The sequence below is a fragment of the Lawsonibacter asaccharolyticus genome, from assembly GCF_022453915.1.
Classification (GTDB): domain Bacteria; phylum Bacillota; class Clostridia; order Oscillospirales; family Oscillospiraceae; genus Lawsonibacter; species Lawsonibacter asaccharolyticus.
Genome location: NZ_CP091870.1, coordinates 150,722 through 174,860, shown reverse-complemented (window position 1 = coordinate 174,860; position 24,139 = coordinate 150,722). Strand labels below are relative to the sequence as shown.

The 24,139-nt window shown below is 63.5% G+C and carries 21 protein-coding genes; 12 read left to right on the top strand and 9 right to left on the bottom strand.

Annotated elements, in window-relative coordinates:
- Nucleotides 1-86: 86 nt before the first annotated feature.
- Both L9O85_RS00840 and L9O85_RS00835 read right to left on the bottom strand, forming a co-directional pair.
- On the bottom strand, nt 87-1,283 hold the full coding sequence (locus L9O85_RS00840; RefSeq protein ID WP_301579208.1) for a vWA domain-containing protein: 1,197 nt from the start codon (nt 1,281-1,283) through the stop codon (nt 87-89).
- Nucleotides 1,284-1,287: 4 nt separating this feature from the next.
- A complete protein-coding gene (locus L9O85_RS00835) occupies nt 1,288-2,100 on the bottom strand; it encodes an AAA family ATPase (protein WP_050623002.1) in 813 nt (270 codons plus the stop codon).
- 282 nt (nt 2,101-2,382) lie between these two features.
- On the opposite strand from L9O85_RS00835, the gene L9O85_RS00830 reads away from it, so the two are divergent.
- The 5 genes from L9O85_RS00830 to L9O85_RS00810 all read left to right on the top strand — a co-directional run bounded on the left by L9O85_RS00830 (nt 2,383) and on the right by L9O85_RS00810 (nt 4,530).
- Nucleotides 2,383-3,396 (top strand): C45 family autoproteolytic acyltransferase/hydolase, encoded by a 1,014-nt coding sequence (locus tag L9O85_RS00830; protein WP_301579205.1) that lies wholly within the window; start codon nt 2,383-2,385, stop codon nt 3,394-3,396.
- A gap of 147 nt (nt 3,397-3,543) precedes the next feature.
- Nucleotides 3,544-3,855: a DUF6442 family protein gene (locus L9O85_RS00825; RefSeq protein ID WP_050622476.1), complete on the top strand. Its 312-nt coding sequence runs from the start codon at nt 3,544-3,546 to the stop codon at nt 3,853-3,855.
- Nucleotides 3,852-3,983 (top strand): hypothetical protein, encoded by a 132-nt coding sequence (locus L9O85_RS00820; protein ID WP_256181791.1) that lies wholly within the window; start codon nt 3,852-3,854, stop codon nt 3,981-3,983. The genes L9O85_RS00825 and L9O85_RS00820 overlap by 4 nt, the downstream gene beginning before the upstream one ends.
- Nucleotides 3,984-4,004: 21 nt before the next feature.
- Nucleotides 4,005-4,319 (top strand): DUF6442 family protein, encoded by a 315-nt coding sequence (locus L9O85_RS00815; RefSeq protein ID WP_108980073.1) that lies wholly within the window; start codon nt 4,005-4,007, stop codon nt 4,317-4,319.
- 4 nt (nt 4,320-4,323) lie between these two features.
- Nucleotides 4,324-4,530: a helix-turn-helix transcriptional regulator gene (locus L9O85_RS00810; RefSeq protein WP_050622479.1), complete on the top strand. Its 207-nt coding sequence runs from the start codon at nt 4,324-4,326 to the stop codon at nt 4,528-4,530.
- Nucleotides 4,531-4,723: 193 nt separating this feature from the next.
- Here L9O85_RS00810 and L9O85_RS00805 read toward each other — a convergent pair whose 3' ends face one another.
- Both L9O85_RS00805 and mnmG read right to left on the bottom strand, forming a co-directional pair.
- The gene (locus L9O85_RS00805) at nt 4,724-5,626 is read right to left on the bottom strand and encodes an MBL fold metallo-hydrolase (RefSeq protein ID WP_108980074.1); all 903 of its coding nucleotides are present in this window, start codon (nt 5,624-5,626) and stop codon (nt 4,724-4,726) included.
- Nucleotides 5,627-5,643: 17 nt separating this feature from the next.
- Nucleotides 5,644-7,509: a tRNA uridine-5-carboxymethylaminomethyl(34) synthesis enzyme MnmG gene (gene mnmG / locus L9O85_RS00800; RefSeq protein WP_276756371.1), complete on the bottom strand. Its 1,866-nt coding sequence runs from the start codon at nt 7,507-7,509 to the stop codon at nt 5,644-5,646.
- A 313-nt stretch (nt 7,510-7,822) separates the two neighbouring features.
- On the opposite strand from mnmG, the gene proS reads away from it, so the two are divergent.
- Nucleotides 7,823-9,265, top strand: coding sequence for a proline--tRNA ligase (gene proS, locus L9O85_RS00795; protein WP_050622482.1), 1,443 nt, complete (start codon nt 7,823-7,825; stop codon nt 9,263-9,265).
- A gap of 309 nt (nt 9,266-9,574) precedes the next feature.
- Here the strand turns inward: proS and spoIID are convergent, their stop codons facing one another.
- Nucleotides 9,575-10,642 (bottom strand): stage II sporulation protein D, encoded by a 1,068-nt coding sequence (gene spoIID / locus L9O85_RS00790; protein WP_301579202.1) that lies wholly within the window; start codon nt 10,640-10,642, stop codon nt 9,575-9,577.
- Nucleotides 10,643-10,771: 129 nt separating this feature from the next.
- Entirely contained in the window at nt 10,772-11,314 is a 543-nt protein-coding gene (locus tag L9O85_RS00785; protein WP_301579200.1) for a QueT transporter family protein, read from the bottom strand.
- A gap of 352 nt (nt 11,315-11,666) precedes the next feature.
- Here L9O85_RS00785 and L9O85_RS00780 point away from each other — a divergent pair, with 352 nt between their 5' ends.
- The 4 genes from L9O85_RS00780 (at nt 11,667) to L9O85_RS00765 (ending at nt 16,512) form a co-directional block, all read left to right on the top strand.
- Nucleotides 11,667-12,710: an acyltransferase family protein gene (locus L9O85_RS00780; RefSeq protein WP_301579198.1), complete on the top strand. Its 1,044-nt coding sequence runs from the start codon at nt 11,667-11,669 to the stop codon at nt 12,708-12,710.
- Entirely contained in the window at nt 12,697-13,518 is an 822-nt protein-coding gene (locus tag L9O85_RS00775; protein ID WP_050622486.1) for an amidohydrolase family protein, read from the top strand. The genes L9O85_RS00780 and L9O85_RS00775 overlap by 14 nt, the downstream gene beginning before the upstream one ends.
- A gap of 85 nt (nt 13,519-13,603) precedes the next feature.
- Entirely contained in the window at nt 13,604-14,926 is a 1,323-nt protein-coding gene (locus L9O85_RS00770; protein ID WP_301580081.1) for an MATE family efflux transporter, read from the top strand.
- Between the two features lie 191 nt (nt 14,927-15,117).
- Nucleotides 15,118-16,512: an MATE family efflux transporter gene (locus L9O85_RS00765; RefSeq protein WP_050622487.1), complete on the top strand. Its 1,395-nt coding sequence runs from the start codon at nt 15,118-15,120 to the stop codon at nt 16,510-16,512.
- 92 nt (nt 16,513-16,604) lie between these two features.
- On the opposite strand, the gene L9O85_RS00760 is transcribed toward L9O85_RS00765, so the two are convergent.
- Nucleotides 16,605-18,899 carry a sensor histidine kinase gene (locus L9O85_RS00760; RefSeq protein ID WP_301579195.1) on the bottom strand — a complete coding sequence of 765 codons (2,295 nt, stop codon included), beginning with the start codon at nt 18,897-18,899 and terminating at the stop codon, nt 16,605-16,607.
- Nucleotides 18,871-19,578 carry a response regulator transcription factor gene (locus tag L9O85_RS00755; RefSeq protein WP_108980081.1) on the bottom strand — a complete coding sequence of 236 codons (708 nt, stop codon included), beginning with the start codon at nt 19,576-19,578 and terminating at the stop codon, nt 18,871-18,873. Before L9O85_RS00755 ends, L9O85_RS00760 begins: the two co-directional genes overlap by 29 nt.
- Nucleotides 19,579-19,962: 384 nt before the next feature.
- Here L9O85_RS00755 and L9O85_RS00750 point away from each other — a divergent pair, with 384 nt between their 5' ends.
- Nucleotides 19,963-20,427, top strand: coding sequence for an RNA polymerase sigma factor (locus L9O85_RS00750; RefSeq protein ID WP_050622490.1), 465 nt, complete (start codon nt 19,963-19,965; stop codon nt 20,425-20,427).
- Between the two features lies 1 nt (nt 20,428).
- Nucleotides 20,429-21,829, top strand: a complete 1,401-nt coding sequence (locus tag L9O85_RS00745) for a stalk domain-containing protein (protein WP_301579193.1) — start codon at nt 20,429-20,431, stop codon at nt 21,827-21,829.
- A gap of 454 nt (nt 21,830-22,283) precedes the next feature.
- Here L9O85_RS00745 and gdhA read toward each other — a convergent pair whose 3' ends face one another.
- A complete protein-coding gene (gdhA, locus tag L9O85_RS00740; protein WP_050622492.1) occupies nt 22,284-23,630 on the bottom strand; it encodes an NADP-specific glutamate dehydrogenase in 1,347 nt (448 codons plus the stop codon).
- Nucleotides 23,631-24,139: the final 509 nt, after the last annotated feature.

The window sequence follows — 24,139 nt, the reverse complement described above, 5'->3', positions numbered from 1 at the left end:
TCTTCCGCCCCGGGCACAGAGAAAAACGGAGGCCGGAGCACGGGGTCCCCGCGTCCGGCCTTGGCCCGCTCCAGGAAAACCGGTGCTCACCGCACCAGAAGCTTCTTCATAGCCTCCTCCAGCCCCTCCACTGTCAGGGGGAACATGGGGAACTCCCGGCCGATGGTATCATAGGTCCGGGTCCAGTACTCCCCCCAAGTGGGCCGGTCGCCGGGATTGAGCCACACGATATGGGGATATTTCCCCTTGAGCATCTGGAGCCACTCCAAGCCGCAGCGCTTGTGCTCCTCCCCATCCGGAGTTCGGTAGCGGAACTGGGTCACCAGCTCGTGGGGAGCCATCTGGGCGTCCCCCACCAGGATGACCTTGTACTCGCTGGACAGGTTGCTCAGCACCCATTCGGTGGGCACCGTGTTGCTGGGACGGAGGGTGGGCTCGGTGTACAGGCGGGAGTAGACGCAGTTGTGGAAATAGTACACCTTCAGATCCTTGAAATGGCCCGACTTGCTCACCGCCTGGAACAGAGCGGAGCACAGGCGGCTGTAATACTCCATGGACCCGCCGGAGTCCATGAGCAGCAGCACCTTCACTGTGTTCTGCCGGGGCTTTTTATAGCGCACCTTCAGGGAGCCGGCGTTGTTGGCGGTGTCCTTGATGGTGTTGTCCACATCGAACTCAGTGGCAGGCAGGTCCACCAGGCCGGAGAACTGCCGCAGATGGCGCAGGGCCACCTGGAACTGGCGGGTGTCCAGGGTGTTGTCCCCCCGGAAATCCCGGAAGCGGCGCTCGCCCGCCACCCGGAAGGCCCGCTTGCCCTGGCCCTCGCCCCCCACCCGGATGCCGTTGGGGCTCATGCCCGAGTTGCCGAAGACGGACATGCCGTGGGTGCCTACCCAGTAGTTGCCGCAGTTGTGCTGCTCCCGCTGCTCGTTCATCCGCTCTCGGAACATCTCTTCGATCTCTGTGTTGGACAGCAGCTCATTGAGCTCGGCCTGCTGCTCGTCATACCGGCCCATCAGAGCATCGGGGCGGTCCAGCCAGTCCAGCAGCTCCTGGGACACCTCCTGCTCGAAGGGCACGTCCTTGAAGTACTCCAGGAAAGCCCGGTCAAAGCGGTCGAAGTCGGCCTCCGTCTTCACCAGCAGTGCCCGGCACAGGTAGTAAAAGCCAGTGAGGCTGGCCCCCTCCAGCCCCTTGTCCAGGGCTTCCATCAGAGCCATCCACTCGGTGAGGGAGATCTTCAGGCCGCTGCGGCGCAGCAGATAGAGAAAATCACCGAACATACCATCACCGCCAGCTCTTGCGCAGGGCGTCGATGTCCTCGTTCTTCTTCAGCAGCACGCCCAGATAGGGCACCTCGGCCACGACGCGGTCGGGGTCATAGCCCCCGTGGATCAGGGCCTGTATCCAGTCGATGATCTCGCTGGTGGAGGGCTTTTTCTTGATCTGGGGCAGGCTGCGGATGCGGTAGAAGGCCTCCAGCACCTGGTCCAGCAGATGCTGGTCCAGATCTTGGAAGTGCACGTTGACGATCTCTGCCATCAGCTCCCGGTCTGGGAACTCGATGTAGTGGAATACGCAGCGGCGCAGGAAGGCGTCGGGCAGCTCCTTCTCCGCATTGGAGGTGATAATGACGATGGGGCGGTGCTTGGCGGTGACGGTGCGTCCCGTCTCCGGGATGTGGAACTCCATCCGGTCCAGCTCCCACAGCAGGTCGTTGGGGAACTCCAGATCGGCCTTGTCGATCTCGTCGATGAGCAGGATCACCTGGTCGTCGGCGGTGAATGCCTCCCCCAGCTTGCCCAGTTTGACATACTTCTCGATGTCGTCCACGCCCTCGCCGCCGAATTGGCTGTCATACAGCCGCTGGACCACGTCGTAGACATACAGACCGTCCTGGGCCTTGGTGGTGGACTTGATATTCCAGATGATCAGCTCTTTGCCCAGGGATTTGGCGATGGCCTCAGCCAGCACCGTCTTTCCCGTGCCCGGCTCCCCTTTGATCAGCAGGGGCTTCTGGAGCACCATAGCGATATTCACCGCCCGCATCAGTTCCTCGGAAGCGACATAGTCCTGGCTTCCCTGAAATGTCTCACTCATAGCAGTATCCTTTCCCGGCCCGGGGGCCATTTCATCATTTGACATAGATATTTGGAATTTTATCGTTTTTTCCCCGCAAATGCAAGCCCTTCCCGCCCAAAATCCAAAATTTCAAAGTCTTTTGCAGGAGCGGGGCCGGGCCAGCCCTCCAAAAACGGCCTGGAATAAAAAAATTTAAAAAATAAATCGGCCTTGCTCCAATATTTTAATTGTGCTACCGTTCTTTTGAGAGGCGGCGCCGCGCTCTTTACTCTGAGATCTGAACAGAAAAGGAGCGTTTTTATGCTTCACACACAACTGCACGGCACACACTGGCAGATCGGCTTCCAGCTGGGAGCCGGTCTGGCCCGGGACGGCCATTTTATCCTGGACGCTGTTCCCTTTCCCATCACCCCGGCGCGGCTGGAGTTTGCCCGGACCTGCCTGCCCTTCTGCCGCCGGTGGTTCCCCGCCGCCCTGGAGGAGCTGCGGGGGCTGGCCCAGGGGCAGGGGTGTGCCCCGGACGAACTGGCCGGGGTCCTCTTCTCCATGTACGCCATGCCGCCCGGCCCCTGCTGCTCCTGCTTTGCCCTGCGCAGGGGGAGAGGGGCCCTGTTCGGCCGGAACAGCGACTTTCTCACGGAGCTGGAAGAGCACAACGCCAACTGCCTATACCGTTTTTCCGACGGCGGCTATTCTTTTGTGGGCAACACCACCTCCTTCCTCCAGATGGAGGACGGCGTCAATCAGTTCGGACTGGCGGCGGGACTCACCTCGGTGCCCCCCAGCCCACCCCGCCCCGGGCTGAATGCTGGTCTGACCCTGCGGCTCCTGCTGGAATCCTGCCGGGATGTTCCCCAGGCCCTGTTGCTGCTCCAGCAGCTCCCCGTCTCCTCCTGCCACACGCTGGTGCTGGCCGACCGGGCTGGGCGTATCGCCCTGGCGGAGTGTGCCCCGGAGCGCACCCAGATCCATTGTCCCGGGGAGACGGACGCCTTCGTCTGCTCCGTCAATTCCTTCCACCTCTCCGCCATGGCCCCCTTCCGCCGGCAGACAGACGACGACTGGCGGGCGGAAGAGCGCTATCTGACCCTCACCCGCTCCCTGGCCGCCTGGGGCCCGGAGCTCGACCTCCAAGCTGGACAGGACCTGCTCTCCGGCAGGATGGGCTTCCTGTGCCAGTATGACCGCAGGGAGGGCCGGGACACCGTCTGGTCCGTGCTCTATGACACGGCCTCCGGCACCCTCCTGCGTGCGGAGGGCAACCCCGGCCGCCTCCCCTTTCAGCCAGACTCCAGGCTCTCGTTTCGTTCCTGACCTCATACGGGGAGCGGCCCTCTGCCGCTCCCCGTCATCTTATTACGCTTGTCATCTTGCAAAGTATTATTATTTTTTTGCAAGGTTTACTTGACAATTTTGGGGTGACGTGATATGCTTGCCTCACCAAACGAAAGGAGCGCTGCTATGATGGACAAGGAAGACATTCTGAAGCGGAGCCGCCGCGAGAAGGACGAGGGCCTGACCTATGCCCAGGACCGGGGCCGGCAGTACGGCGTGGTGGGATTTCTGGTGCTGTTTCTCGTCATCATGATCTACAACATGGTCCGGGGGCTGGACAACTCCCTGCCCCTGACCCTGTTTTGGGCCTATCTCTCCTGCGAGGCCGCAGGCCGCTACTTTGCCCGGAAGGAAAAGAGCGTGCTGGCCACCGCAGTGCTGGCCGGACTGGCCTCCCTCTTCTCCCTGGTCTCCTACATCCTGGAGACCCTGCCGTGAGCCCGGCCAGACCGCTGGGGCCGGCCAGGCTGGTACTGACGTTTGTGCTGCTGTCCGCCCTTTTCCTGCTGGCCCTGCTGGCGGGAATGCTGCGGCTGCTGGTACTGGCGCTGGTGCCCGCCCAATGAGAAAAGAAAGGAGCATGATCCATGAACAAGGAAGAGATCCTGGCGAAAAGCCGCAAAGAAAACGTCCTTCAGGACGAGATGGAGCGCACTGTCCGCATCGAGGGGGAGTCCTTCAGCCTGATCCTGGTCTTTCTGGTGGGGGTAGTGATCGTGATCTTCAACCGGCTCCACGGCCTGCCCGCCAACAGTGTGCTGGCCATGTTCTGGGCCTCCTGTGTGGGCAACCGCCTCTACCGTCTCACCAAGCGGAGGAACACCTCCGACGTGGTGACGCTGCTGATCTCTCTTGCTTTTTTGGCCTGGAATCTGGTAAGATACTTCACACAGGGATGGTGAGGACATGGATGAACAGCTGGTCTTGAAAAATCGCTTAAAGGTGGCCCGGGCGGAGCGCGGTCTGTCCCAGGGAGACCTGGCCAAGCTGGTGGGCGTGTCCCGCCAGACCATCAGCTCCATTGAGACCGGCCAGTTCAACCCCACCGCCAAGCTGGCCCTGGTGCTGTGCATCGCGCTGGACAAAAAATTTGAGGAGCTTTTCTATTTCTGAAATAAATTTTTCGAATTTTTGGTTTAATTTTTCTGTAATTTCTTGATATTAAACCTTGTTATTATCTACCCGCAAAAATTATATAATATTGAATATACGCCGACCAGCTGGCAGCAATATGCTCGTTAACGGTCCGCACAGAATTTACCGGGCCCCGGAGATCAAATATCTCCGGGGCCCGGTTATACTGTCCTCATATTTTCTTTGATGGCAGGTAGAAGGCCGTCCCCTGGCGGGTCTCCATGCCCAGCTCCCCCTGGTCCATCAGATACTCCACAAACAGGCGGATGTTCCGCTCGTAGTACAGCGCCCGGCGGGGCCGCCGGGTGAGCAGGGAAAACCGGGTGCATACCGCCCGGCAGATCTGGCTGAAGTCCATGGGCTCTGTGATCAGGTCCCGGATCTCTCCGGCCCGGCGGCGCACCAGCTCCTGGTTGGCGTCGATGAGGGGGCCGATCTCTCTTCCGGCGCACACCCCCTTGTGAGCCATGATAAAGAAGTCGCAGTCCTCCAGCTCCCGCAGCCGCTCCCGGCTCTCCATGGCCAGCTGGATGGACAGGCCGTAAGGCAGCTTGGCGTCCAGCAGCGCCTGGGACATCAGGGCGTCCCCGGTGTAGCACACGTTGTCCGGGGTGACGGCACAGATGTGGCCGGAGGAGTGCCCCGGTGTGTGCAGGATGCGGAACATGGCTCCCGCCAGCCGGATGGGCCCGTCCACCGGTGGGAGGATCAGATCCGGGACGTGCACCATCTCGCTCATCTCCTGCTCCGCCGCATCGGGGGAGACCAGCAGCCGGTAGCACTTCAAATTCAGGATACTGCTGCACATCCCCGCCTCCGGGGCGGTGAGTGCCACGGGGAGGTGGTACTTCTCCTGAAAATACCGGTTATTGGCGCAGTGGTCCACATGGGCGTGGGAGCACAGGATGCCTGCCGGCTCCAGCCCCGCCTCCAGCAGGGTCTTCTCGATCTCATCCCGCTCCTTGGCCAGCCCGCTGTCCAGGAGAACACACCGCCGGTCGTCCAGCAGGTACAGGGGGATCAGCTCGTTGGCCTCCAGCACCCAGGTGCTGCCCTTCACTTGTGTCAGCTTCATCTTCTTCTCCTTTGTCCTCACTTGCCCAGATAGACCATCAGCACCGCCACATCAGCGGGGGAGACGCCGGACACCCGGCTGGCCTGCCCCAGGTTCCGGGGCCGGATCTGGGCCAGCTTCTGCCGGGCCTCCAGCCGCAGGCCGCCAATGGCCTCATAGTCCAGGTCCGGCGGGAGAGGCCGGTCCTCCAGCTTCTTCATCTCCGCCACCTGCCGCAGCTGCCGGTCGATATAACCCTGATACTTGATGGTGATTTCCACCTCCTGGACAATCTCCCTGGGAAGGGGGGGGCGCTCCGGGTCGAAGGGAGCCAGCTCCTCATAGGTGATCCTGGGCCGGCGCAGCAGGTCGGCCAGCCGGGCCCCGTCCCGCACCGGAGGCTCCCCTTTCTCCGCCAGCAGGGTGTCCAAGGCAGCGGAGGGAGGTGTCCCGGCCCGCTCCAGCCGGGCCGCTTCCCGGTCCACCGCCTCATACTTGACCTGCACCGCCTCCGCCTGCTCCCGGCTCACCAGCCCCAGCCCGCGGCCGATGGGAGTCAGGCGGCGGTCGGCGTTGTCCTGGCGGTGGAGCAGCCGGTACTCGGTGCGGGAGGTCATCATGCGGTAGGGCTCGTTGGTCCCCTTAGTCACCAGGTCGTCGATGAGCACCCCGATGTACCCCTGGTCCCGGCGGAGGATCAATGGAGGGCGGCCCAGCAGCTTCAGGGCGGCGTTCACCCCCGCCACAAAGCCCTGCACCGCCGCCTCCTCATAGCCGGAGGAGCCGTTGAACTGTCCCGCTCCGTACAGTCCCGGCACCTGCTTGCTCTCCAGGGTGGCCTCCAGCTGGGTGGGGTCCACGCAGTCATATTCGATGGCATAGGCGCACCGGGTCATCTCCGCCCGCTCCAGCCCCGGAACGGTGTGCAGCATCTCCAGCTGCACCTCCTCAGGCAGAGAGGAGGAGAACCCCTGGATGTACAGCTCCTCCGTGTCCAGCCCCATGGGCTCCACGAAGAGCTGGTGGCGCTCCTTATCCGGGAAGCGGACCACCTTGGTCTCGATGGAGGGGCAGTACCGGGGCCCTACCCCCTCGATGGTGCCATCGTACAGGGGGGAGCGGTCCAGATTGGCCCGGATGATGTCGTGGGTGCGCTGGTTGGTGTAGGTCAGCCAGCAGACCGCCCGGTTCTCCGGCGGGCGCTCTGTCTGGAAGGAGAAGGCCAGCCCCTCCTCATCCCCAGGCTGCCGCTCCATGCGGGAGAAGTCCACACTGCGGGCATTGACCCGGGGGGGCGTGCCCGTCTTGAAGCGGCGGATGGTCAGGCCCAGCCCCGTCAGGCACGCTGTCAGGGGGACGGCGGCAGCCAGGCCGTCAGGCCCGGAGTCCCGGACCACCTCCCCCACGATGGTGCGTCCCCCCAGATAGGTCCCGGTGGCCACCACAGCCGCCTTGACCCGGTAGACCGCCCCGGTGTAAGTGACCACGCCGGACACCGCCCCTCCGTCTGTGAGGATGTCCACCACCTCGGACTGCTTCACCCACAGGTTTTCCTGGCGCTCCAGGGTGTGCTTCATCACCTTCTGATATTCCCGTCGGTCCGCCTGGGCCCGCAGGGACCAGACTGCCGGCCCCTTGCCCCGGTTGAGCAGGCGGTACTGGATGCAGGCCCGGTCGGCCGCCCGGCCCATCTCGCCCCCCAGGGCGTCCAGCTCCCGGACCAGATGGCCCTTACCGGTGCCGCCGATGGCCGGGTTGCAGGGCATGTTGCCCACCGCATCCAGGTTGATGGTGAAGCACGCCGTCCGCAGCCCCATTCTGGCGCAGGCCAGGGCGGCCTCAATGCCAGCGTGGCCCGCGCCGATGACGGCCACATCAAATTCTCCTGCGTCGTATCGTGTCATCGCTCTTTCTCGTCTCCCCGGCAGGCGGCGTGGATGATCCTCTGCCGCCTGCTCTGTGCATTTCGGGTCATTGTAACACAAAATCGGCCCACGCGCAAGGAAAAGGCCCGGTCCCGGCCCGCCTCAGCCTACCAGGTCCGCTGCCGCGGCGTGGCTGAGGATATAGAATTCCCCTTGTCTGGGCCTCCCATACCGCTTGTTTTCCTTGACTTTTCCCGGTTCTGTTTATAAAATGGATGGGACACATTGATCTGATGCCCGGCCCTGCGGGGCCGCGCCAGTTTTTAGTTTGATGATAAAGGACGGATCTAGAATGGCCAATGACAAGAAGAAGCAGGTGGAGCAGATCACCGACATGGAGGTGGACTTCGCCCAGTGGTACACCGACGTGTGCAAGAAGGCGGAACTGATCGACTACTCCTCCATCAAGGGCATGTTCATCTACCGCCCCTATGGCTATGCCATCTGGGAGAACATCCAGCGGGAGATGGACCGTCGGTTCAAGGAGACCGGCCACGAGAACGTGTATCTGCCCATGCTGATCCCCGAGTCCCTGCTCCAGAAGGAGAAGGACCATGTGGAGGGCTTTGCCCCTGAGTGCGCCTGGGTCACCTACGGCGGCAGCGAGAAGCTGGAGGAGCGCTACTGCATCCGTCCCACCTCTGAGACCCTGTTCTGTGAGCACTATAAAAACATTATCCACTCCCACCGGGACCTGCCCAAGCTGTACAACCAGTGGTGCTCTGTCCTGCGCTGGGAGAAGACCAGCCGCCCCTTCCTGCGCCACCGGGAGTTCCTGTGGCAGGAGGGCCACACCATGCACGCCACCGAGGAGGAGGCCCGGGAGGAGACCATGCGGATGCTGAACCTCTACGCCGACTTCATGGAGAATGTGCTGGCCATGCCCGTGGTCCGGGGCCGCAAGACAGATAAGGAGAAATTCAACGGCGCGGAGGAGACTTATACCGTGGAGTGCATGATGCATGATCGGAAGGCCCTCCAGGCGGGCACCAGCCACTACTTCGGTGACGGCTTCGCCCGGGCCTTTGACATCACCTTCACCGGCAGGGACAATCAACTCCACTACCCCCACCAGACCAGCTGGGGCGTGTCCACCCGGATGATCGGCGGCATCATCATGACCCACGGGGACAACAACGGCCTGGTCCTGCCCCCCCGCATCGCCCCCATCCAGGCCATCGTCATCCCCGTGGCCCAGCACAAGGAGGGCGTGCTGGACGCCGCCGCCGCCCTGCTGAACCGCCTGAAAGCGGCGGGCATCCGGGCCCAGATGGACGACAGCGACCAGTCCATGGGCTGGAAGGCCGCCCAGTACGAGATGAAAGGCGTCCCCCTGCGTGTGGAGATCGGCCCCAAGGACATGGAGAAGGGCCAGTGCTGCATCTGCCGCCGGGACTCCGGCGAGAAGGTCTTCGTCCCCCTGGCAGAGCTGGAGGCTAAGGTTCAGGAGCTGCTGGACGCGGTCCACGACGGACTGTTCCAGCGGGCTAAACAGAATCTGGAGGACCACACCAAGGTGTGCCGCACCCTGGACGAAGTCAAGTCCTTCATGGAGGGCGAGGGCGGCTTCGCCAAGACCATGTGGTGCGGTGAGCTGGAGTGTGAGCTGAAGATGAAGGAGCAGGCCGGGGTCACCTCCCGGTGCATGCCCCTCAAGCAGGAGGCAGTGGGCGACACCTGCGTCTGCTGCGGCAAGCCCGCCAAGCACATGATCTACTGGGGCGTGGCATATTGACCTTTGATGGATGAAATATGGAAGGGCTCCGGCAGTCAGAAGCTGCCGGAGCCCTTTTTGTATCCCCGCCTCTTCCCAATGCCATTCGGAGGCCGGCCTGCATCTGCGGCTCTGCTGTTGCTCCAGGTGCTCATATAGGGAGGCACCGCCCCGCGGGATGGTCTTTGAATTCTGCTCTCTGGTCCACTCCTCATCGGGCCGTGTTCCCGCATCTGCTGCTCTTCCTATGTGCTGCGGCCGCTGCGGACGGGACGGCCCTCTGTCAGAAGCGGAGGGGCCTCCGGTGCGGCAGGGGCTGTTTCCCCGATCTTATTCCCCCGCCGCTCCGTACAGCTCCCCCACCTCTGTCCCGGTGTAGTACCAGGTGAGGATCTCCTCGAAATCGCTCCCCTCCCTAGCCATGGCATTGGCCCCGTACTGGCTCATGCCCACCCCGTGTCCGTAGCCGGTGACGTCAAAGGTGAAGGCTTCCCCGTCCCAGGACACGGAAAAGCTGGCGGAGCGGAGCCCGAACAGAGTCCGCACCTCGCTCCCGGTGAGGGTGACGCCTCCCAGATCCACGGAGGCCACTCCGCCGGCTGAATTTTCCACCGGCTGCGAGAACCACCCCGAGGGGTCCCCGGACAGGTCCGCCCCCGGATACTGTGCCAGCGCCGCCGTCCTGACCTCTTCCGCCGTCAGGACCACCTGACTGTGGTAGTTGGGCACCTCCTCCCCCTCCGGGCTCTCCACTCCCACCAGATAGTCCACCGAATTCCCCCATGCCTCCACTGCCCCCACCGTCCGGCCTGCAGCGGAGGAAAAAAACACCGCCTGAATGGGCGCCCCATTATAGAGCACCCCCAGTCCATCGGTCTCCTCCACGGCCCGCTGGATCTTTCCGCTGTACAGTTCCGCATTGGCCCCCCAGCGGGCCTCCGCCTCCGCCCGGTCCAGATACGCCTGGCAGCAGCCGCTGTCATCGCAGATCTGGGCGTCCGGGTGCCGGGGGCTGGATGCCTCCTGAAGGGTGACCGTATAGGTACGGGCAGCGCAGGCCTGTGCCTTCAGGGCCTCCTCCTCAAAGGAAGCGGGCATCTCCGCTGCCACCACCCCCCACAGGTACTCCTCCATGGTCAGTTCCTCCACTGTCCCGTCCGATCGGCTCAGCCGCACTACCCGCCCCCGGTCCTGGCTGGCGGCCGAGACGCTGGACGGCGTCCGATGGAGGGGCAGTGTTCCCTGGGGCAGAAGCTCCTGGGAAAATTCCCCTTGCCGCACCAGCAGGGCGGGCATCAGGAACAGGACCAGAGCCAGGGCCATCCCCGCTCCGGCCGTCCGGCCCAGATCCTTCCGCATCCTCCGCCCCCTGGCGGCGTCTCGCCCCTGGAATCTCATGTCCCGCCCTCCCTCTTTTCCCCTGATCGCTCTCACACCCTCCAGATTATGCATGTCCCACCCCAAACATGCGCAAAAAGAGATCACCGGACGGCTCTCCCGACCGGTGATCTCTTTCTCGTTCTATCTTCAGGCCCGCTCCCGCCCCGCACGGGAAGACAGCCGCTCCAGCCGCTCGGCCGGGATCATCCCCCTGAAATAGGGCACCTGAGGCATTGCGGACAGCAGCAGGGAGCCCAGAGCATAGCAGGCGATCAGCTCACCCAGCCCCACCGTCACCGCGTTGAAGCCGAATGCCGTCCAAAACGCGGGAGTGATGCCGGCCTCCGCCCAGGCGATCTCCGCCCCCACGATCACTGCGTTGCACAGCACGGGGGGCAGGGGTGCCAGCCATCGGCTGGTCATCCGGCTGGTCCACAGGCAGGCCAGCAGGGTGGCCATGGACCCGAACACCACATCCAGCACGAAGGGGGAAAACAGGTTGGCGATGATGCACCCCACAAACAGCCCCGGCGTGGCGGCGGGGAACAGGAACGGGAGCACGGTGAGGGCCTCGGCGAACCGGATCTGGACCGCTCCGTACTGTGGCACGGGCAGAGTGATGGTGAGCGCTGCGTAGACAGCGGCCAGGACAGCGGCCAGGGTCAGGTCTCGGGTGGTAAATTTGCGCATAAAAAAACCTCCATTTTCTTTTTTAGAGAACGAGAGGCAGGGCCTCCCGAACGAACACGGCGCGTCTCACGACCGTGCTTGGACGAGATGTGGGAACTCGTCCCCGGCATCATACCACAGCCCGCTTCCCCTGTAAAGAAAAATTTTGCCCCCGGTCGTTCGCCTACTGTAGGAGTACAATACATGCTGGACAGATGAATAAAAAGGATGGAGGACAATGCCTCATCGGTTAAAGTTGAAGTTGTGGACAACAACTCAACGAGAGAGGGAGGAAGATCGGGACAGACTCGGCTTTTCTTTCCCGGGCGGCTGTGATATAATGTTACGTTACAGGCCAGAGGAGGTGAGGCGCATGGAGCGCGGGAGCGGACACAACGACAAGCTGGACCTGTGGAAATGTGTCGCCATTTACAGCGTCATCTTTATCCATATCCTCCTTCCGGGACAGATCGGGGTGGCGGTGAACTGCCTGGCCCGGTTTGCGGTCCCGCTGTTTTTCCTCTCCGCCGGCTTCTTCAGCTGGCGCAGTCCGCCCCGTGTGCTGGCCCGCCGGACGGTCCGCACCGCCGGCCTGCTGCTCTTCGCCTGCCTCGCCCTGCTGGGTCTTGGGTGCGCCATGGCCAGACACGGCGGTGCCTCCATGGGTGCCTACCTTCTGGGGCGCTTTACCTGGGCCAACGCAGCATCGCTGGTACTGTGGCAGCTCTTTCCCCTGCCCTACTCCTGGCCGCTGTGGTTTCTGGCCGCGCTGCTGATGATCTACCTGATGTGGTGGGGCCTCACCGCGCTGCTCCGGGGCCGCCTGCCCCACCGCCTGCTGGCCGTCCTGGCTCTGGGCCTGCTGGCCGTCCACCTGGTGCTGGGGGAGGGCCGGAGCCTCCAGGGGCTGGCAGTGGACAGCGTGCGCATCCGAAACGTGTGGCTGGACGGCCTGCCCTTCTTCCTCCTGGGCACCTGGATGGGATCGCAGCGGGAGCGGATCGAGGCCCTGCGGCCGGGCTGGCTCTGGCTGGGGGCGGCGGCGGGGTCCCTTCTGGCGCTGTGGGAGCGCAGCCGCACGGAATTCCTGGACCTCCATGTGGGGACGGTGCTGGCCGCGGTGTGCGTGATGGCGGCCTGTGTGGCCGGTCCGGCGGTGAAAAGCCCGGTGCTGAGGAGGACCGCCTGCCGCTGCGGGCGGGAGCTGACCTTTTATATCTTTGCCTTTCATGTGCCCATCTACGGGGTGATGAAGGAGTGGAGCGACACTGTGCCGGGCTTTGCCTGGGCCATGGAGCGGAGCTGGCTGCTCCCCTTCCTGGTGGCGGTGCTCTCCACACTGCTGGCCATTGGCCTGAATGGGGGCGCGGCCTGGCTGCGCCGCCGGATCAGAGGAGGGACTTATGAAGATCATTGACGCGCACCTGCACATCTTTCCGTCCGAGCCGGGGACCGATGCCATGGCCCGTGGGGTGGGGCACGAGAACTCGGTGGAGCATCTCCGGCAGGTCTATGGGGAGCTGGAGATCGTCCACGGGGTGGTGATGGGCAACCGCAGCCTGGAGACCGGCTTCCACAACTACCCCCGGGACCTGTTCCACTACTGCGTGGGGCTGGACAGCCTGGTGCTCCGCCGGGGGAGCCACATCCCGGAGGACCTGCCCGACCAGGTGGAGGAGCATCTGAAGCGGGAGAACTGCTGCGGCGTGAAGCTCTACCCCGGGTACAACCGGATCTGGCTGTCCGATCCGGTGTACGAGCCCGTCTACCGTCTGGCGGAGCGGTATGACAAGCCGGTAGCGGTCCATATGGGGCTCACCGCCCACCCCCGGGCCCACCTGAAGTACAGCCACCCCCTGGCGCTGGACGAGGCGGCGGCGGACTTCCCCAGGACCCGGTTCGTCATGTGCCACTTCGGCAACCCCTTCCTGGAGGCGGCCGCGGCGGTGCTGGAGAAGAACCCCAACGTGTGCGCTGACCTGTCCGGGCTGCTGGAGGGGCGTGCGGACCTGGACCGCTACTTTGTGGAGCGGGCCGGATACGTGGGGCTGCTGCGCACCTGGATGGACTATCTGGGCTGCTGGGACCGCTTCCTGTACGGCACCGACTGGCCCATCGTCAATCTGGCGGAATACCGGGACTACGTCACCCGCATCGTGCCGGAGGAGCGCCGCCCCGCCGTCTTCTTTGACAACGCCAACCGGGTCTATGGGCTGGGGCTTTGACTCAAAATCCAGAAAAGAAAGGCAAGTGACTCCTGTGGAGGAGAGAGAATCAAATGTGCTGGGGACGGCACCCATCGGCCGTCTGATGCTGAAGCTGGCCGTACCAGCGGTGGCCGCCCAGTTCATCAACATGCTGTACAACATCGTGGACCGCATCTACATCGGCCACATCCCCGAGGTGGGGGACCTGGCACTGACCGGGGTGGGGGTGACCTTTCCCATCATTACGCTGGTGTCCGCCTTTGCCGCCTTTGCCGGGCAGGGAGGCGCGCCGCTGGCCGCCATCCAGCTGGGGGCGGGAAAAAAGGACCAGGCGGAGCGGATCCTGGGCAACTCTCTGGCCCTGCTGCTGATGACCGCCGCAGTGCTGACGGTGGGCTTCAGCGCCTTCAAGGAGCCCATCCTGCGGGCCTTCGGCGCCTCGGACGCCACCATTGGCTATGCCTCCAGCTACATCGGCATCTATCTGCTGGGCACGGTCTTCGTCCAGCTGGCCCTGGGCCTGAACACCTTCATCAGTGCCCAGGGGAAAGCGATGACCGCCATGCTCAGCGTGCTCATCGGCGCGGTGCTGAATATCGTACTGGACCCCATCTTTATTTTTGTTTTCCATTGGGGGGTAAGGGGTGCGGCCCTGGCCACCATCCTGTCCCAGGCGGTGAGCGCCTGTTGGGTGCTTGCCTTCCTTTGCTGTCCCCACAGCATCCTGCGCATCCGCCGCGCCTATGTCCGGCCTGACCCCAGAGTGATGGGGAAGATCGCCGGCCTGGGGGTGGCACCCTTTATCATGCAGTCCACTGAGAGCCTGGTGACCGTGGTCCTGAACACCGGGATGCAGACCTATGGCGGGGACCTGTATGTAGGCTCCATCACCATCATCCAGTCCATTATGCAGATGATCGTCATGCCCACCCAGGGCATCACCCAGGGGGTCCAGCCCATTATGAGCTACAACTACGGGGCCAAGAACTACCGGCGGGTCCGGCAGACCTTCAAGCGGCTGCTGGCCGTCACCATGACGGTCACCTGCTCCGCCTTTGTCATGGTGGCCCTGATCCCGGGGGTGCTGGCCCGTATCTTCACCCCTGAGCAGGAGCTGATCCAGCTGGTGTCCCGGGTCATGCCCCTCTTCTTCGGGGGCATCTGGGCCTTCGGCGCCCAGATGGCCTGCCAGAGCACCTTCATGGCCCTTGGTCAGGCCAGGACCAGCCTGTTCCTGGCCCTGCTGCGGAAGGTGATCCTGCTGGTGCCCCTGGCCCTCATCCTGCCCAGAGTCACCGGCAGCGTCATGGGGATCTATGCGGCCGAGCCCATCGCCGACATCCTGGCCAGTGCCACCACCCTGACTTTGTTCCTCTCTCAGCGGAAAAAGCTGCTGCCCACCGAGAAGGACGCTCCGAAGGCCTGAGGGGCGAGACGGGCCGCTGTGGCAGAAGGCCCCACGGTCCCGGTCATGACAATTTGACAGACCGGCTGGAGGGGAGCGGGGAAAAGATTGTGAAAAAAAGCTCTATCCCAAAGGGGGGCGGACCGCTATAATATTGCAGTCCAGGAGACGGGCGCAGGCGCCCCGCTCCGCATCAGAAGGAGGGACCCCCTATGACCCGCGATCTCACCACCGGCAGCCCCATGCGGCTGATCGCCGGCTTCACCCTGCCCACGCTGCTGGGCCTGTTGTTCCAGCAGCTCTACAATCTGGTGGATACCATGATCGTGGGCAAACTGCTGGGGTCTGCCGCGCTGGCGGCGGTGGGCTCCACCGGCTCCATCAGTTTTCTGGTCATCGGCTTCTGCATGGGCATCTGCAACGGTTTCGCCATCCCGGTAGCTCAGCGCATTGGGGCGGGAGAGCCCTCCAAAATGCGCCGATACGTAGCCAACGCCGCCTATCTGGGGGCGGGCATCGCCGTGGTGCTCACCGCAGCCACCGGCCTGCTGTGCCGTACGATCCTGACCGCCATGCAGACGCCGGAGGAGATCTTCGCGGATGCGTACAGTTATATCTTCGTGATCTTCATGGGTATCCCGGCCTCCATCCTCTACAACCTGCTGGCTGCCATCATGCGCTCTCTGGGGGACAGCAAGACGCCGGTCTATTTCCTGGCCCTGGCCTCCATCCTGAATATCGGCCTGGATTTCGCTTTCATTCTGCTCTTCCGTGCGGGAGTGGCGGGGGCGGCCATCGCCACCGTGCTCTCCCAGGCTCTGTCCGGCCTGGCCTGTCTGGCTTTCATGGTCAGGCGCTTCCCCATCCTGCGCATGCAGGGGGCGGAGAAGCGGTTTGACCTCCACTCCGCCAAGGTTCTGTGCTGGATGGGCATCCCCATGGGCCTCCAATACTCCATCACCGCCGTCGGCTCCATCATCCTCCAGTCCGCCGTCAACGGCCTGGGAACTGCCGCTATCGCCTCGGTGGCCGCCGGAGCCAAGCTGTTCCAGCTGATCTGCTGTCCCTATGACGCCATGGGCTCCTCTATGGCCACCTACTGCGGCCAGAACGTGGGGGCCTGCAAGCTGGACCGGCTGGGACAGGGGATGCGGGCCTGCGCCTGGCTGGGGCTGGGCTATGCCGTGCTGGCCGTGGGGGCCATGCTGCTCTTCGCTCCCCAGTGCGCCATGCTGTTCCTGAACCAGGATGAGGCCGATCTTGCCCGGCTTGTGTCCCTCACCAGCCAGTATATCACTACCCTCACCGCTTTCTTCTTCCCCCTGGCCCTGGTCAATATCGTGCGCTTCTCCATCCAGGGGATGGGCTTCAGTCAGCTGGCCATCCTGGCGGGGGTGCTCGAGATGGCCGCCCGGACGGTGATGGGCCAGGTCTTCGTCCCCCTGTTCGGCTTCACCGCCGCCTGCTTTGCCTCCCCGGTGGCCTGGATCAGCGCCGATCTGTTCCTGATCCCCGCCGCCATCCTCTGCATCCGCCATCTGCGGAAGCTGTATCCCGATCAGACCGAGGAGGCCGCCCTCCGCCCCGTCCGCGCGGAAGGACCGTAACCCCATTGACACAGAGGGCCCAGGCGCAAAAGCGCCTGGGCCTTTCCATTTGTCAAAAAAGTCCGCCCGTACGGCTGTTTCCGAAATGCGGATCACCTGGGATCGGACGGGGAGGCGTCCAGGGGGAAGGAGACCAGGGCGGTGAAGAGGTCGGCCTGGGTCTCTACCTGGAACTGACCGCCGCAGGCCTGGACAAAGCTGGAGGCAATGGACAGGCCCAGCCCGCTGCCGCCGTCGGTACGGCTCTCGTCCCCCCGGACGAAGCGCTGGGTGTAGTCCAGGCCGGGACGGAGTTCTGCGGCAGAGGTGTTGCGCAGGGCGGCCACCGCCTGTCCCTCCTCCACCGTGAGGGTCAGGTACACCCGGGAACCGGCCAGGGAGTATTTCAAGGCGTTGCCCAGCAGATTCTGGAACACCCGGTAGAGGCGGTCACTGTCCCCCTGGATGAGCACCGAGTGGTCGGGGAGCTGGGTGCGCAGCTGCAGCCCGCTCTCCTGGATGGGCTGGTCCATATCCGCCAGGGTCTGGCGGAGCAGGCGGGCCAGGTCCAGCCGTTTGAGGCTCACCGGCAGCTGGCCGGAGGCCGCCTTGCTCACCTCGAACACATCCTGCACCATCCCCTTCAGCCGCTGGGCCTTTTGGGAGAGGATAGTCACATACTCCCCGGCAGGGGGCTCCAGATGTTCCTGCTCCAGCAGCTCGGCATAACTGATGATAGAGGTGAGGGGGGTCTTCAGGTCATGGGACACATTGGTGACCAGCTCCACCTTCATCCGCTCGCTGCGGGTGCGCTCCTCCATGGCGGCCTGGAGCCCCTGCTGGATGTGGTTCAGGTCATCCGCCGCCTGGTACAGGTCGTGGTCCCGGGGCAGTTCCAGGGGGCGGGCCAGCTCCCCCGCCCGGACGGCGGCGATCTGACCGGTGAGCGCCCCCAGATCCCCCCACAGCCGGCGCTGGCGGAACAGGAATGCCGCTGTCACAGCAGCGAGCAGAAGGGGCGGCAGACAGAGGAGCCAGGCCGTCTCCAGCCGGACGGAGCCCCAGGACCAGCTGGAGCACCAGATCAGCAGACCGGCTGTGACGCAGTTCAGCAGCAGACAGGACAGAGAGACCAGGCCGGCGGAGCGGCTGAGCCGCTTCTGGACAGGGAGCTCCAGCTCCCGGGCGGCCAGCATCCCCAGCACTCCGTGCCGCCATGCCTGCCTGTTGTACCGCAGGTCGTTGAATATCAGCAGGTACAGAGCCAGGAAGGCCAGAACAGCGGCGGCGGGACGGGTGCCCAGCGCCTGAAGGAAATCGAAGAGCACGTCCGGCCCTTCCCCCGTTCCATACACATGGGTCTCTGCCTGGGACTGAACCACATCCCCGCTGTAAGAATAGAGGGCGACGGCCCCCGTGTCCCACTGTGCGGAGCCGCTGCTGACGGTGGAAGAGGCCGCGGCATAGGCCGAAGTGGGCGTGGAGGCGATCCAGCCGCTCAACTCCCCCCAGGGGAGGAGGAGCAGCGCCAGAAGGGCCAGGAGCACCTTGACCTCGAACCAGATCCGGCCGGTCCCCCGGGCCAGGAAGCGGTCCGCCCTGGCCTTGTCCCGGCGCAGGACCAGAGCCAGGGCCAGCAGCAACACACCGCCCCCCAGCATCCCCCACTCTGTCAGCAGCTCCCGGCGGTACTGCGCCAGGTTCTGGACCAGGTCATAGAGCTGGGAGGTGCGGATATCCGCGCCGGAGCCCAGATAATTCCCGTAGACCATAGGCTTTGGATCTGACGCCGCGGCCAGATAGACCTGGATGTTTCTGGCATCCGCATCCATGGGGAAGTTCTCATAGCCTGGGACGAACCACAGGTCATCCTCGGTGTACCAGCCGTCCCCATATACATCCAATTCCCGGCCGTCCTGGGTAATGGACACCATTCCGTCCTCACAGCGCAGCGCGAAGCGGTACCCCTCCGGCGGCTGACCGGAGGAGAGGAAGCCGCCGTCCGAGGTGTTGGTGTACAGGACACTGCCCCGCCGCGCCACGGCGTAGAGCAGGTTCTTGTCCCCCTCCAGGCCATCCAGGAGCTCCTTCCCGTAGTCGCCTCCGGAGGTGTACTCCCAGGTCCCCGCGGTGAGACAGGCGTCCAGCCAGTTGCAGATGATAGTTCGGAAGGCGGCGGTGTCCTGCCAGTCCTCCTCCAGGCTGTCCCTGGCCCACCGGGCGCCCAGCTCCGTGGACCACCAGCCGTACTGGCCCAATCCGCCGGCCAGCAGGAGGCTGATCCCCAGCAGGAAAGCCGTCAGCCCCGCCGCCGCCCGCAGGCGGCCCCCCGCCGGGCACGCCGCCGGTGCCGGGGCCCTGTCTGTCTTGTTGCCTCTGTTAAGGATGTTTTTCCATTTTATAACCAATTCCCCACACCACCTTCAAATAGTCCGGCTCCCGAGGGTTGAGCTCGATCTTCTCCCTGATCCGGCGGATGTGCACCATCACTGTGTTCTCCGAGGCGTAGGCCTCCTCCCCCCAGACCCGGCGGTAGATCTCCTCCGCAGGAAAGACCCGGCCCAAGTTGCACATCAGCAGGTCCAGGATGCCCAGCTCCGTTGCGGTGAGCTTCACCTCGTCCCCGTCCGCCGTCAGGACCCGGCTGTCCGGGTCGTAGGACAGCCGGCCGTTGACAATGCGCCGGTCTCTGGCGGAGGCGTTCACATCCCCCAGCCGGGTGTACCGCCGCAGCTGGCTGCGCACCCGGGCCACCAGCTCCTGGGTGGAGAAGGGCTTGGTCACATAGTCATCCGCCCCCATGGACAGTCCCAGCACCTTGTCGCTCTCCTCGCTCTTGGCGGACAGGACAATGATGGGCAGGTTGCGCCGTTCCCGGATGCGGAGGACGGCGGAGAGGCCGTCCAGGCGGGGCATCATCACATCCATCAGGATCAGCCGCAGCTCCGGGTCCAGGGCGTGGTCCAGGGCCTCCATGCCGTCATAGGCACGCAGCACCCGGTAGCCCTCCTTTTCCAGGGCCAGGGCGATGGCCCCCACGATCTCCCGGTCGTCATCCACCACCAGGACGGTCTCCTTTGTGTCCATAGCGCAGCTCCTCTCTCGGTTTGCCTGGGAACAGGATAGCAGAGATTTCTTACAAAAAAGCGGGGGGAAGTCTTACAAGTTTCTTACAGATGGGGCCCGGCCGCCGGCCCTTCCATTTTTCCTGATATATATATACCATAAATGAGGAGATCACAAAAGAGGAAAGGTGCGGACCGCCCCCAAAGCCTTCCCCCCTCTGGGGGGAGGTGGCACGGTGAAGCCGTGACGGATGAGGGGTCTTTCTTCTCCCGTCCCGCTTCTATGAGGCAGACACCCACTGTGTGCCCCTGCGCAGGTCCGGTTCAGGGGCCGCGCAAAAATTTTTTGATCCCTGCAACATTTTGCCCCGCTGTGGGGTGTTTGAGGTGAAAGGAGGGGGATGACATGGACCGGACGAGCCAGGCGGAGGAGACGGTCCGCCGCTACTCTGACATGGTCTATCGCCTTGCCTTTGCCCGGACGGGGAACACCGCAGACGCTGAGGATGTGTACCAGGAGGTCTTTCTCCGCTACCTCCGCAGCGACCCCCAGTTCACCTCGGAGGAGCACCGGAAGGCCTGGCTGCTGCGGGTCACTATCAACTGCGCCAAAAAGCTTCATGCGGCGCCCTGGCGGCGGCGGACGGAGCCCCTCAGTGAGACGCTGGAGGCCCCCTCCCCGGAGGGAGAGGCGCTCTGGGAGGAGCTGCGCCGCCTGCCGGACAAGTACCGCACGGTGCTCCACCTCTACTACTACGAGGACATGACCACGGAGGAGATCGCCCGGCTGCTGGACCGGAGCCCGGCCACGGTGCGGTCCCAGCTGATGCGGGGCAGAGACAGGCTGCGGGTGCTGCTGGAGGAGGGATAGCATGGATCGAAGAGAATACAAGCAGATGATGGAGCAGATCCGTCCTGCGCCCGAGCTGATGGAGCGGGTGCTGGCGGAGGGGCAGACGGAAAGGAGCAGACCGATGAAGCACAGGATACGTGCTGCGGGGGTAGCGGCCCTGGCGGCAGCACTGCTGATGGGCACCGCCCTGGCAGTGAACAGCGGATTTTTGGAGCGGTATTTCAAGGGCGACCTGAGCGTGGTGGAGCCCTATATCCAGGGGGGCGAGAGCGTGTCGGACGGGAAATTCCGCCTGACCCTGGACAGCGCCGTGGTGGACCAGTACGGCCTGGTAGCCCAGGTGACCCTGGAGGCCCTCACCGACGAGGGGGCGGCCTGGCTGATGGAGGGGGCCCAGATGAGCCCATGGGAGCGCTATGATGCCCCTGAGTCCACCTTTGATCCCGGAGACGTATGGCTGGCCAGCGCCGACTACGCGGGGGAACAGCTGTCCTGGCGGTACTGCAACGCCTCCCCCAAACTGGAGGGTGCGCACAGCTACAGCTATTGGGAAGACATCAGCCTGCGCACCGACCGGAGCGTGACCACCCAGCTCCGGGTGGAATTCGACCCCAACGAGATGGAGGAGGGACTGGACACCCTGTGGATCGGGGTGGACTGCATGGGACCGAAGTATGCCATCCGTCTGCCGGAGGTGGGCTCCATGGGCGCCGTGACGGTGGAGCCGGAGCGCAAGATCCTCCTCAACCCGGAGTGGGACCGGAGCGCCACCGTCCACCTGCTGGAGTTCGGCCCCCTGAGCTACAAGCTGGTCTACTCTTATGGGGAGTGGGAGGAGTCCTGGGACACCTTCCTCCAGGGGGAGTTCTTCCTGAAGCTGAAGGACGGCACCATTTACACCCCCGGCGACCTGAAGGCCGGGTGGGGTACCCGTCCGGAGTATGACGATGCCCCGGAGGGCCAGCGCACCATCACCGAGACCACCATCGGCTTCTTTGACCGGGTGGTGGATCTGGACCAGGTGGAGTCGGTGATCCTGGGGGACCTGGAGTACCCGGTGGACAGCAGCGGGCCCGTCCCGGCGGAGCTGGACGAGAGCCTGCGGCCCTTCGTCCTCTACTACCCCGGCTGGAGCGATGACGACCAGGTGCCGGCGGCGGAGCTGTGCAGCCGGCTGGGAGCCGGCTGTCATTGGGACCGTGAGGCCGGGACGGTGACCATCACCTACCGGGGCCACACCGCGGTGCTCACCGTAGGGACTGAGGAGCTGGTGGTGGATGGAGCAGAGGAGATGACCTTCGGCCCCACTGTGGAGCGGGACGGCCAGGTGTACCTCAACTGGAAGGTCTGCGACTACCTGGAGATCCCCTGCCAGAGCATGACCTACGCCCTGCGGATCATGCCGCCTGGTCTGAAATAAAGGGGGACTGGCATCGGGCCCACACCCCGGCATATCAACGCGCCCCCGGGACAGAAACTGTCCCGGGGGCGCGTGAAACTGTCGAAAAAGTGGCGAAGTCACTTTTTCGAGAAAGCAGCAGTGCTGCGCGCAGGGTTTGTCCGCCGCAGGCTGGCAAACCCTCAGCTTGTCGACAAAGTATTTTCGACGAGCTGAGAGCACTTTTCAGAACGTTTTAACGTTCTGAAAAGTGGTTTGATTGCATGTGAAAGACAACCCTGACGGTTTTCTTTCACAGTATCTTTCCCCCCGAGTCCTTTGGCTGGCCGTTTTTTCGACAGTCTGCCTGCACCTGCAGCCTGAGTTGGTTTGCGTCTGCGGGCGCGAACTCTGCCAGGCTTTTTCCACAAGCTGATGCGTCCCCGGGACAGTTTCTGTCCCGGGGACGCTTCTGATAGGATCTCAGACGAAGCGGTCAATACACGCCCTGCCACAGCATGGCGTCGGCCACCTTCAGGAAGCTGACGATATTGGCGCCGGCCTGGATGTCGCCCTCCTGGCCGTACTTAGCTGCGGTGTCGGCGCACTGGCGGTAGATGTTCTCCATGATCTCCTTCAGCTTGGCGTCCACCGCCTCAAAGGTCCAGTACAGGCGCTCGCTGTTCTGGCTCATCTCCAGGCCGGAGACAGCCACGCCGCCGGCGTTGGAAGCCTTGGAGGGGGAGTAGAGGAGGCCGGAGGCTTTGATGGCCTGGATGGCCTCGGGAGTACAGGGCATGTTGGAGCCCTCAAAGACGGCCTTACAGCCGTTGGACACCAGCAGTTTGGCGGAGTCGGTGTCGATCTCGTTCTGGGTGGCGCAGGGCATGGCGATGTCGCAGGGGACGGACCAGATGCCGGCACAGCCCTCCACGTATTTGGCAGTGGGGACATAGTTGGGATAGGTGCTGATGCGCTCCCGCTTCTGCTCCTTGATCTGCTGGATGATGCGGAAGTCGATGCCGTTCTCGTCCACCACATAGCCGTTGGAGTCGCTCATGGCCACCACAGTGGCTCCCATCTCGGTGCACTTCTGATTGGCGTAGGTGGCCACATTGCCCGAGCCGGAGATGATGACCTTCTTCCCCTGGAAGGACTGGCCGTGGTCGGCCAGATAGGCGGCGCCGAAGTAGCACAGGCCGAAGCCGGTGGCCTCGGTGCGGGTGAGGGAGCCGCCGGAGGCCAGGCTCTTTCCGGTGATGGCGCCGGTCCACTGGTTCTTCAGCTTCTTGTACTGTCCGAAGAGGTAGCCGATCTCCCGGCAGCCCACACCGATGTCACCCGCAGGGACGTCGGTGTTCTCACCGATGTGGCGGTAGAGCTCATTCATAAAGGCCTGGCAGAACCGCATGACCTCGCCGTCGGACTTACCCTTTGGGTCGAAGTCGGACCCGCCCTTGCCGCCGCCCATGGGGAGGGTGGTCAGACAGTCCTTAAAAGTCTGCTCAAAGGCCAGGAATTTCATGACAGACTGGTTGACAGAGGGATGGAATCGCAGCCCCCCCTTATAGGGGCCCAGGGCGGAGCTGTGCTGCACCCGGAAACCGTGATTCAGGCGGGTCTTGCCCTGATCGTCCACCCAGGACACCGGGAAGCAGATCAGGCGCTCCGGCTCGGCCATGCGGCCCACGATGTTCTGCTGCTCATAGCGGGGGTCGGAATCGATCACAGGGGAAAGGGGCTCCAGAAATTCCTCCACAGCCTGGAGGTACTCGGGCTCGTGGGCGTAGCGGGCCCGCAGATCATCCATCACGGAATTAAGGTAAGCGTTCTGAAAGGACATTGTTGACCACTCCTAGAAATTTATTTTCTCTGGCACCAGGTACTTTATTGAGTTAGCGAAGTGATGCTATTATAGTCCTTTAAAAATTGATACGCAAGATGGGAAAATAAATAATTCATATTTTAACGAAAATGACGGATTTTTACCGCCAAATCCATCAAAAACAAAGGAGCGCAAAAATTATAATGCAAAAAAGACGGATGAGCTGCATCAAAATCCAGACTGGCCGCCGGGGCTGCCGGGGAGAGCACGCAGGCCGCCCTATGACTTTGTTAAAAATACCGAAAACTATGGGAAAATATGGTATATTCGGACAAAGGCCAGCCAAACATGTCCGCCCGGGCGCAAAGCCTCCCTGCTCCGGCTCGTCAGCGCCGGAACAGGGAGGCTGGAACGGGCACGGTCCCGTCCGGAGGTGGGCGGGTGCTGGGGCCCTCTGCAAAAAGGCGCGGTCCCCGTCCGCATGATCGGACGGGGACCGCGCCGGGTGCTTATCCGTGTCTTCCTAC

Bases quoted from the DNA above. Each gene is read 5' to 3' on its own strand.
- L9O85_RS00840 (WP_301579208.1), bottom strand. From the start codon at position 1,283: ATGTTCGGTGATTTTCTCTATCTGCTGCGCCGCAGCGGCCTGAAGATC.
- L9O85_RS00810 (WP_050622479.1), top strand. From the start codon at position 4,324: ATGGATGAACAGCTGGTCTTGAAAAATCGCTTAAAGGTGGCCCGGGCG.
- proS (WP_050622482.1), top strand. From the start codon at position 7,823: ATGGCCAATGACAAGAAGAAGCAGGTGGAGCAGATCACCGACATGGAG.
- L9O85_RS00765 (WP_050622487.1), top strand. From the start codon at position 15,118: ATGACCCGCGATCTCACCACCGGCAGCCCCATGCGGCTGATCGCCGGC.
- L9O85_RS00755 (WP_108980081.1), bottom strand. From the start codon at position 19,578: ATGGACACAAAGGAGACCGTCCTGGTGGTGGATGACGACCGGGAGATC.
- L9O85_RS00785 (WP_301579200.1), bottom strand. From the start codon at position 11,314: ATGCGCAAATTTACCACCCGAGACCTGACCCTGGCCGCTGTCCTGGCC.
- L9O85_RS00770 (WP_301580081.1), top strand. From the start codon at position 13,604: ATGCTGAAGCTGGCCGTACCAGCGGTGGCCGCCCAGTTCATCAACATG.
- mnmG (WP_276756371.1), bottom strand. From the start codon at position 7,509: ATGACACGATACGACGCAGGAGAATTTGATGTGGCCGTCATCGGCGCG.
- L9O85_RS00750 (WP_050622490.1), top strand. From the start codon at position 19,963: ATGGACCGGACGAGCCAGGCGGAGGAGACGGTCCGCCGCTACTCTGAC.
- spoIID (WP_301579202.1), bottom strand. From the start codon at position 10,642: ATGAGATTCCAGGGGCGAGACGCCGCCAGGGGGCGGAGGATGCGGAAG.
- L9O85_RS00830 (WP_301579205.1), top strand. From the start codon at position 2,383: ATGCTTCACACACAACTGCACGGCACACACTGGCAGATCGGCTTCCAG.
- L9O85_RS00815 (WP_108980073.1), top strand. From the start codon at position 4,005: ATGAACAAGGAAGAGATCCTGGCGAAAAGCCGCAAAGAAAACGTCCTT.
- L9O85_RS00805 (WP_108980074.1), bottom strand. From the start codon at position 5,626: ATGAAGCTGACACAAGTGAAGGGCAGCACCTGGGTGCTGGAGGCCAAC.
- L9O85_RS00780 (WP_301579198.1), top strand. From the start codon at position 11,667: ATGGAGCGCGGGAGCGGACACAACGACAAGCTGGACCTGTGGAAATGT.
- gdhA (WP_050622492.1), bottom strand. From the start codon at position 23,630: ATGTCCTTTCAGAACGCTTACCTTAATTCCGTGATGGATGATCTGCGG.
- L9O85_RS00825 (WP_050622476.1), top strand. From the start codon at position 3,544: ATGATGGACAAGGAAGACATTCTGAAGCGGAGCCGCCGCGAGAAGGAC.
- L9O85_RS00775 (WP_050622486.1), top strand. From the start codon at position 12,697: ATGAAGATCATTGACGCGCACCTGCACATCTTTCCGTCCGAGCCGGGG.
- L9O85_RS00835 (WP_050623002.1), bottom strand. From the start codon at position 2,100: ATGAGTGAGACATTTCAGGGAAGCCAGGACTATGTCGCTTCCGAGGAA.
- L9O85_RS00745 (WP_301579193.1), top strand. From the start codon at position 20,429: ATGGATCGAAGAGAATACAAGCAGATGATGGAGCAGATCCGTCCTGCG.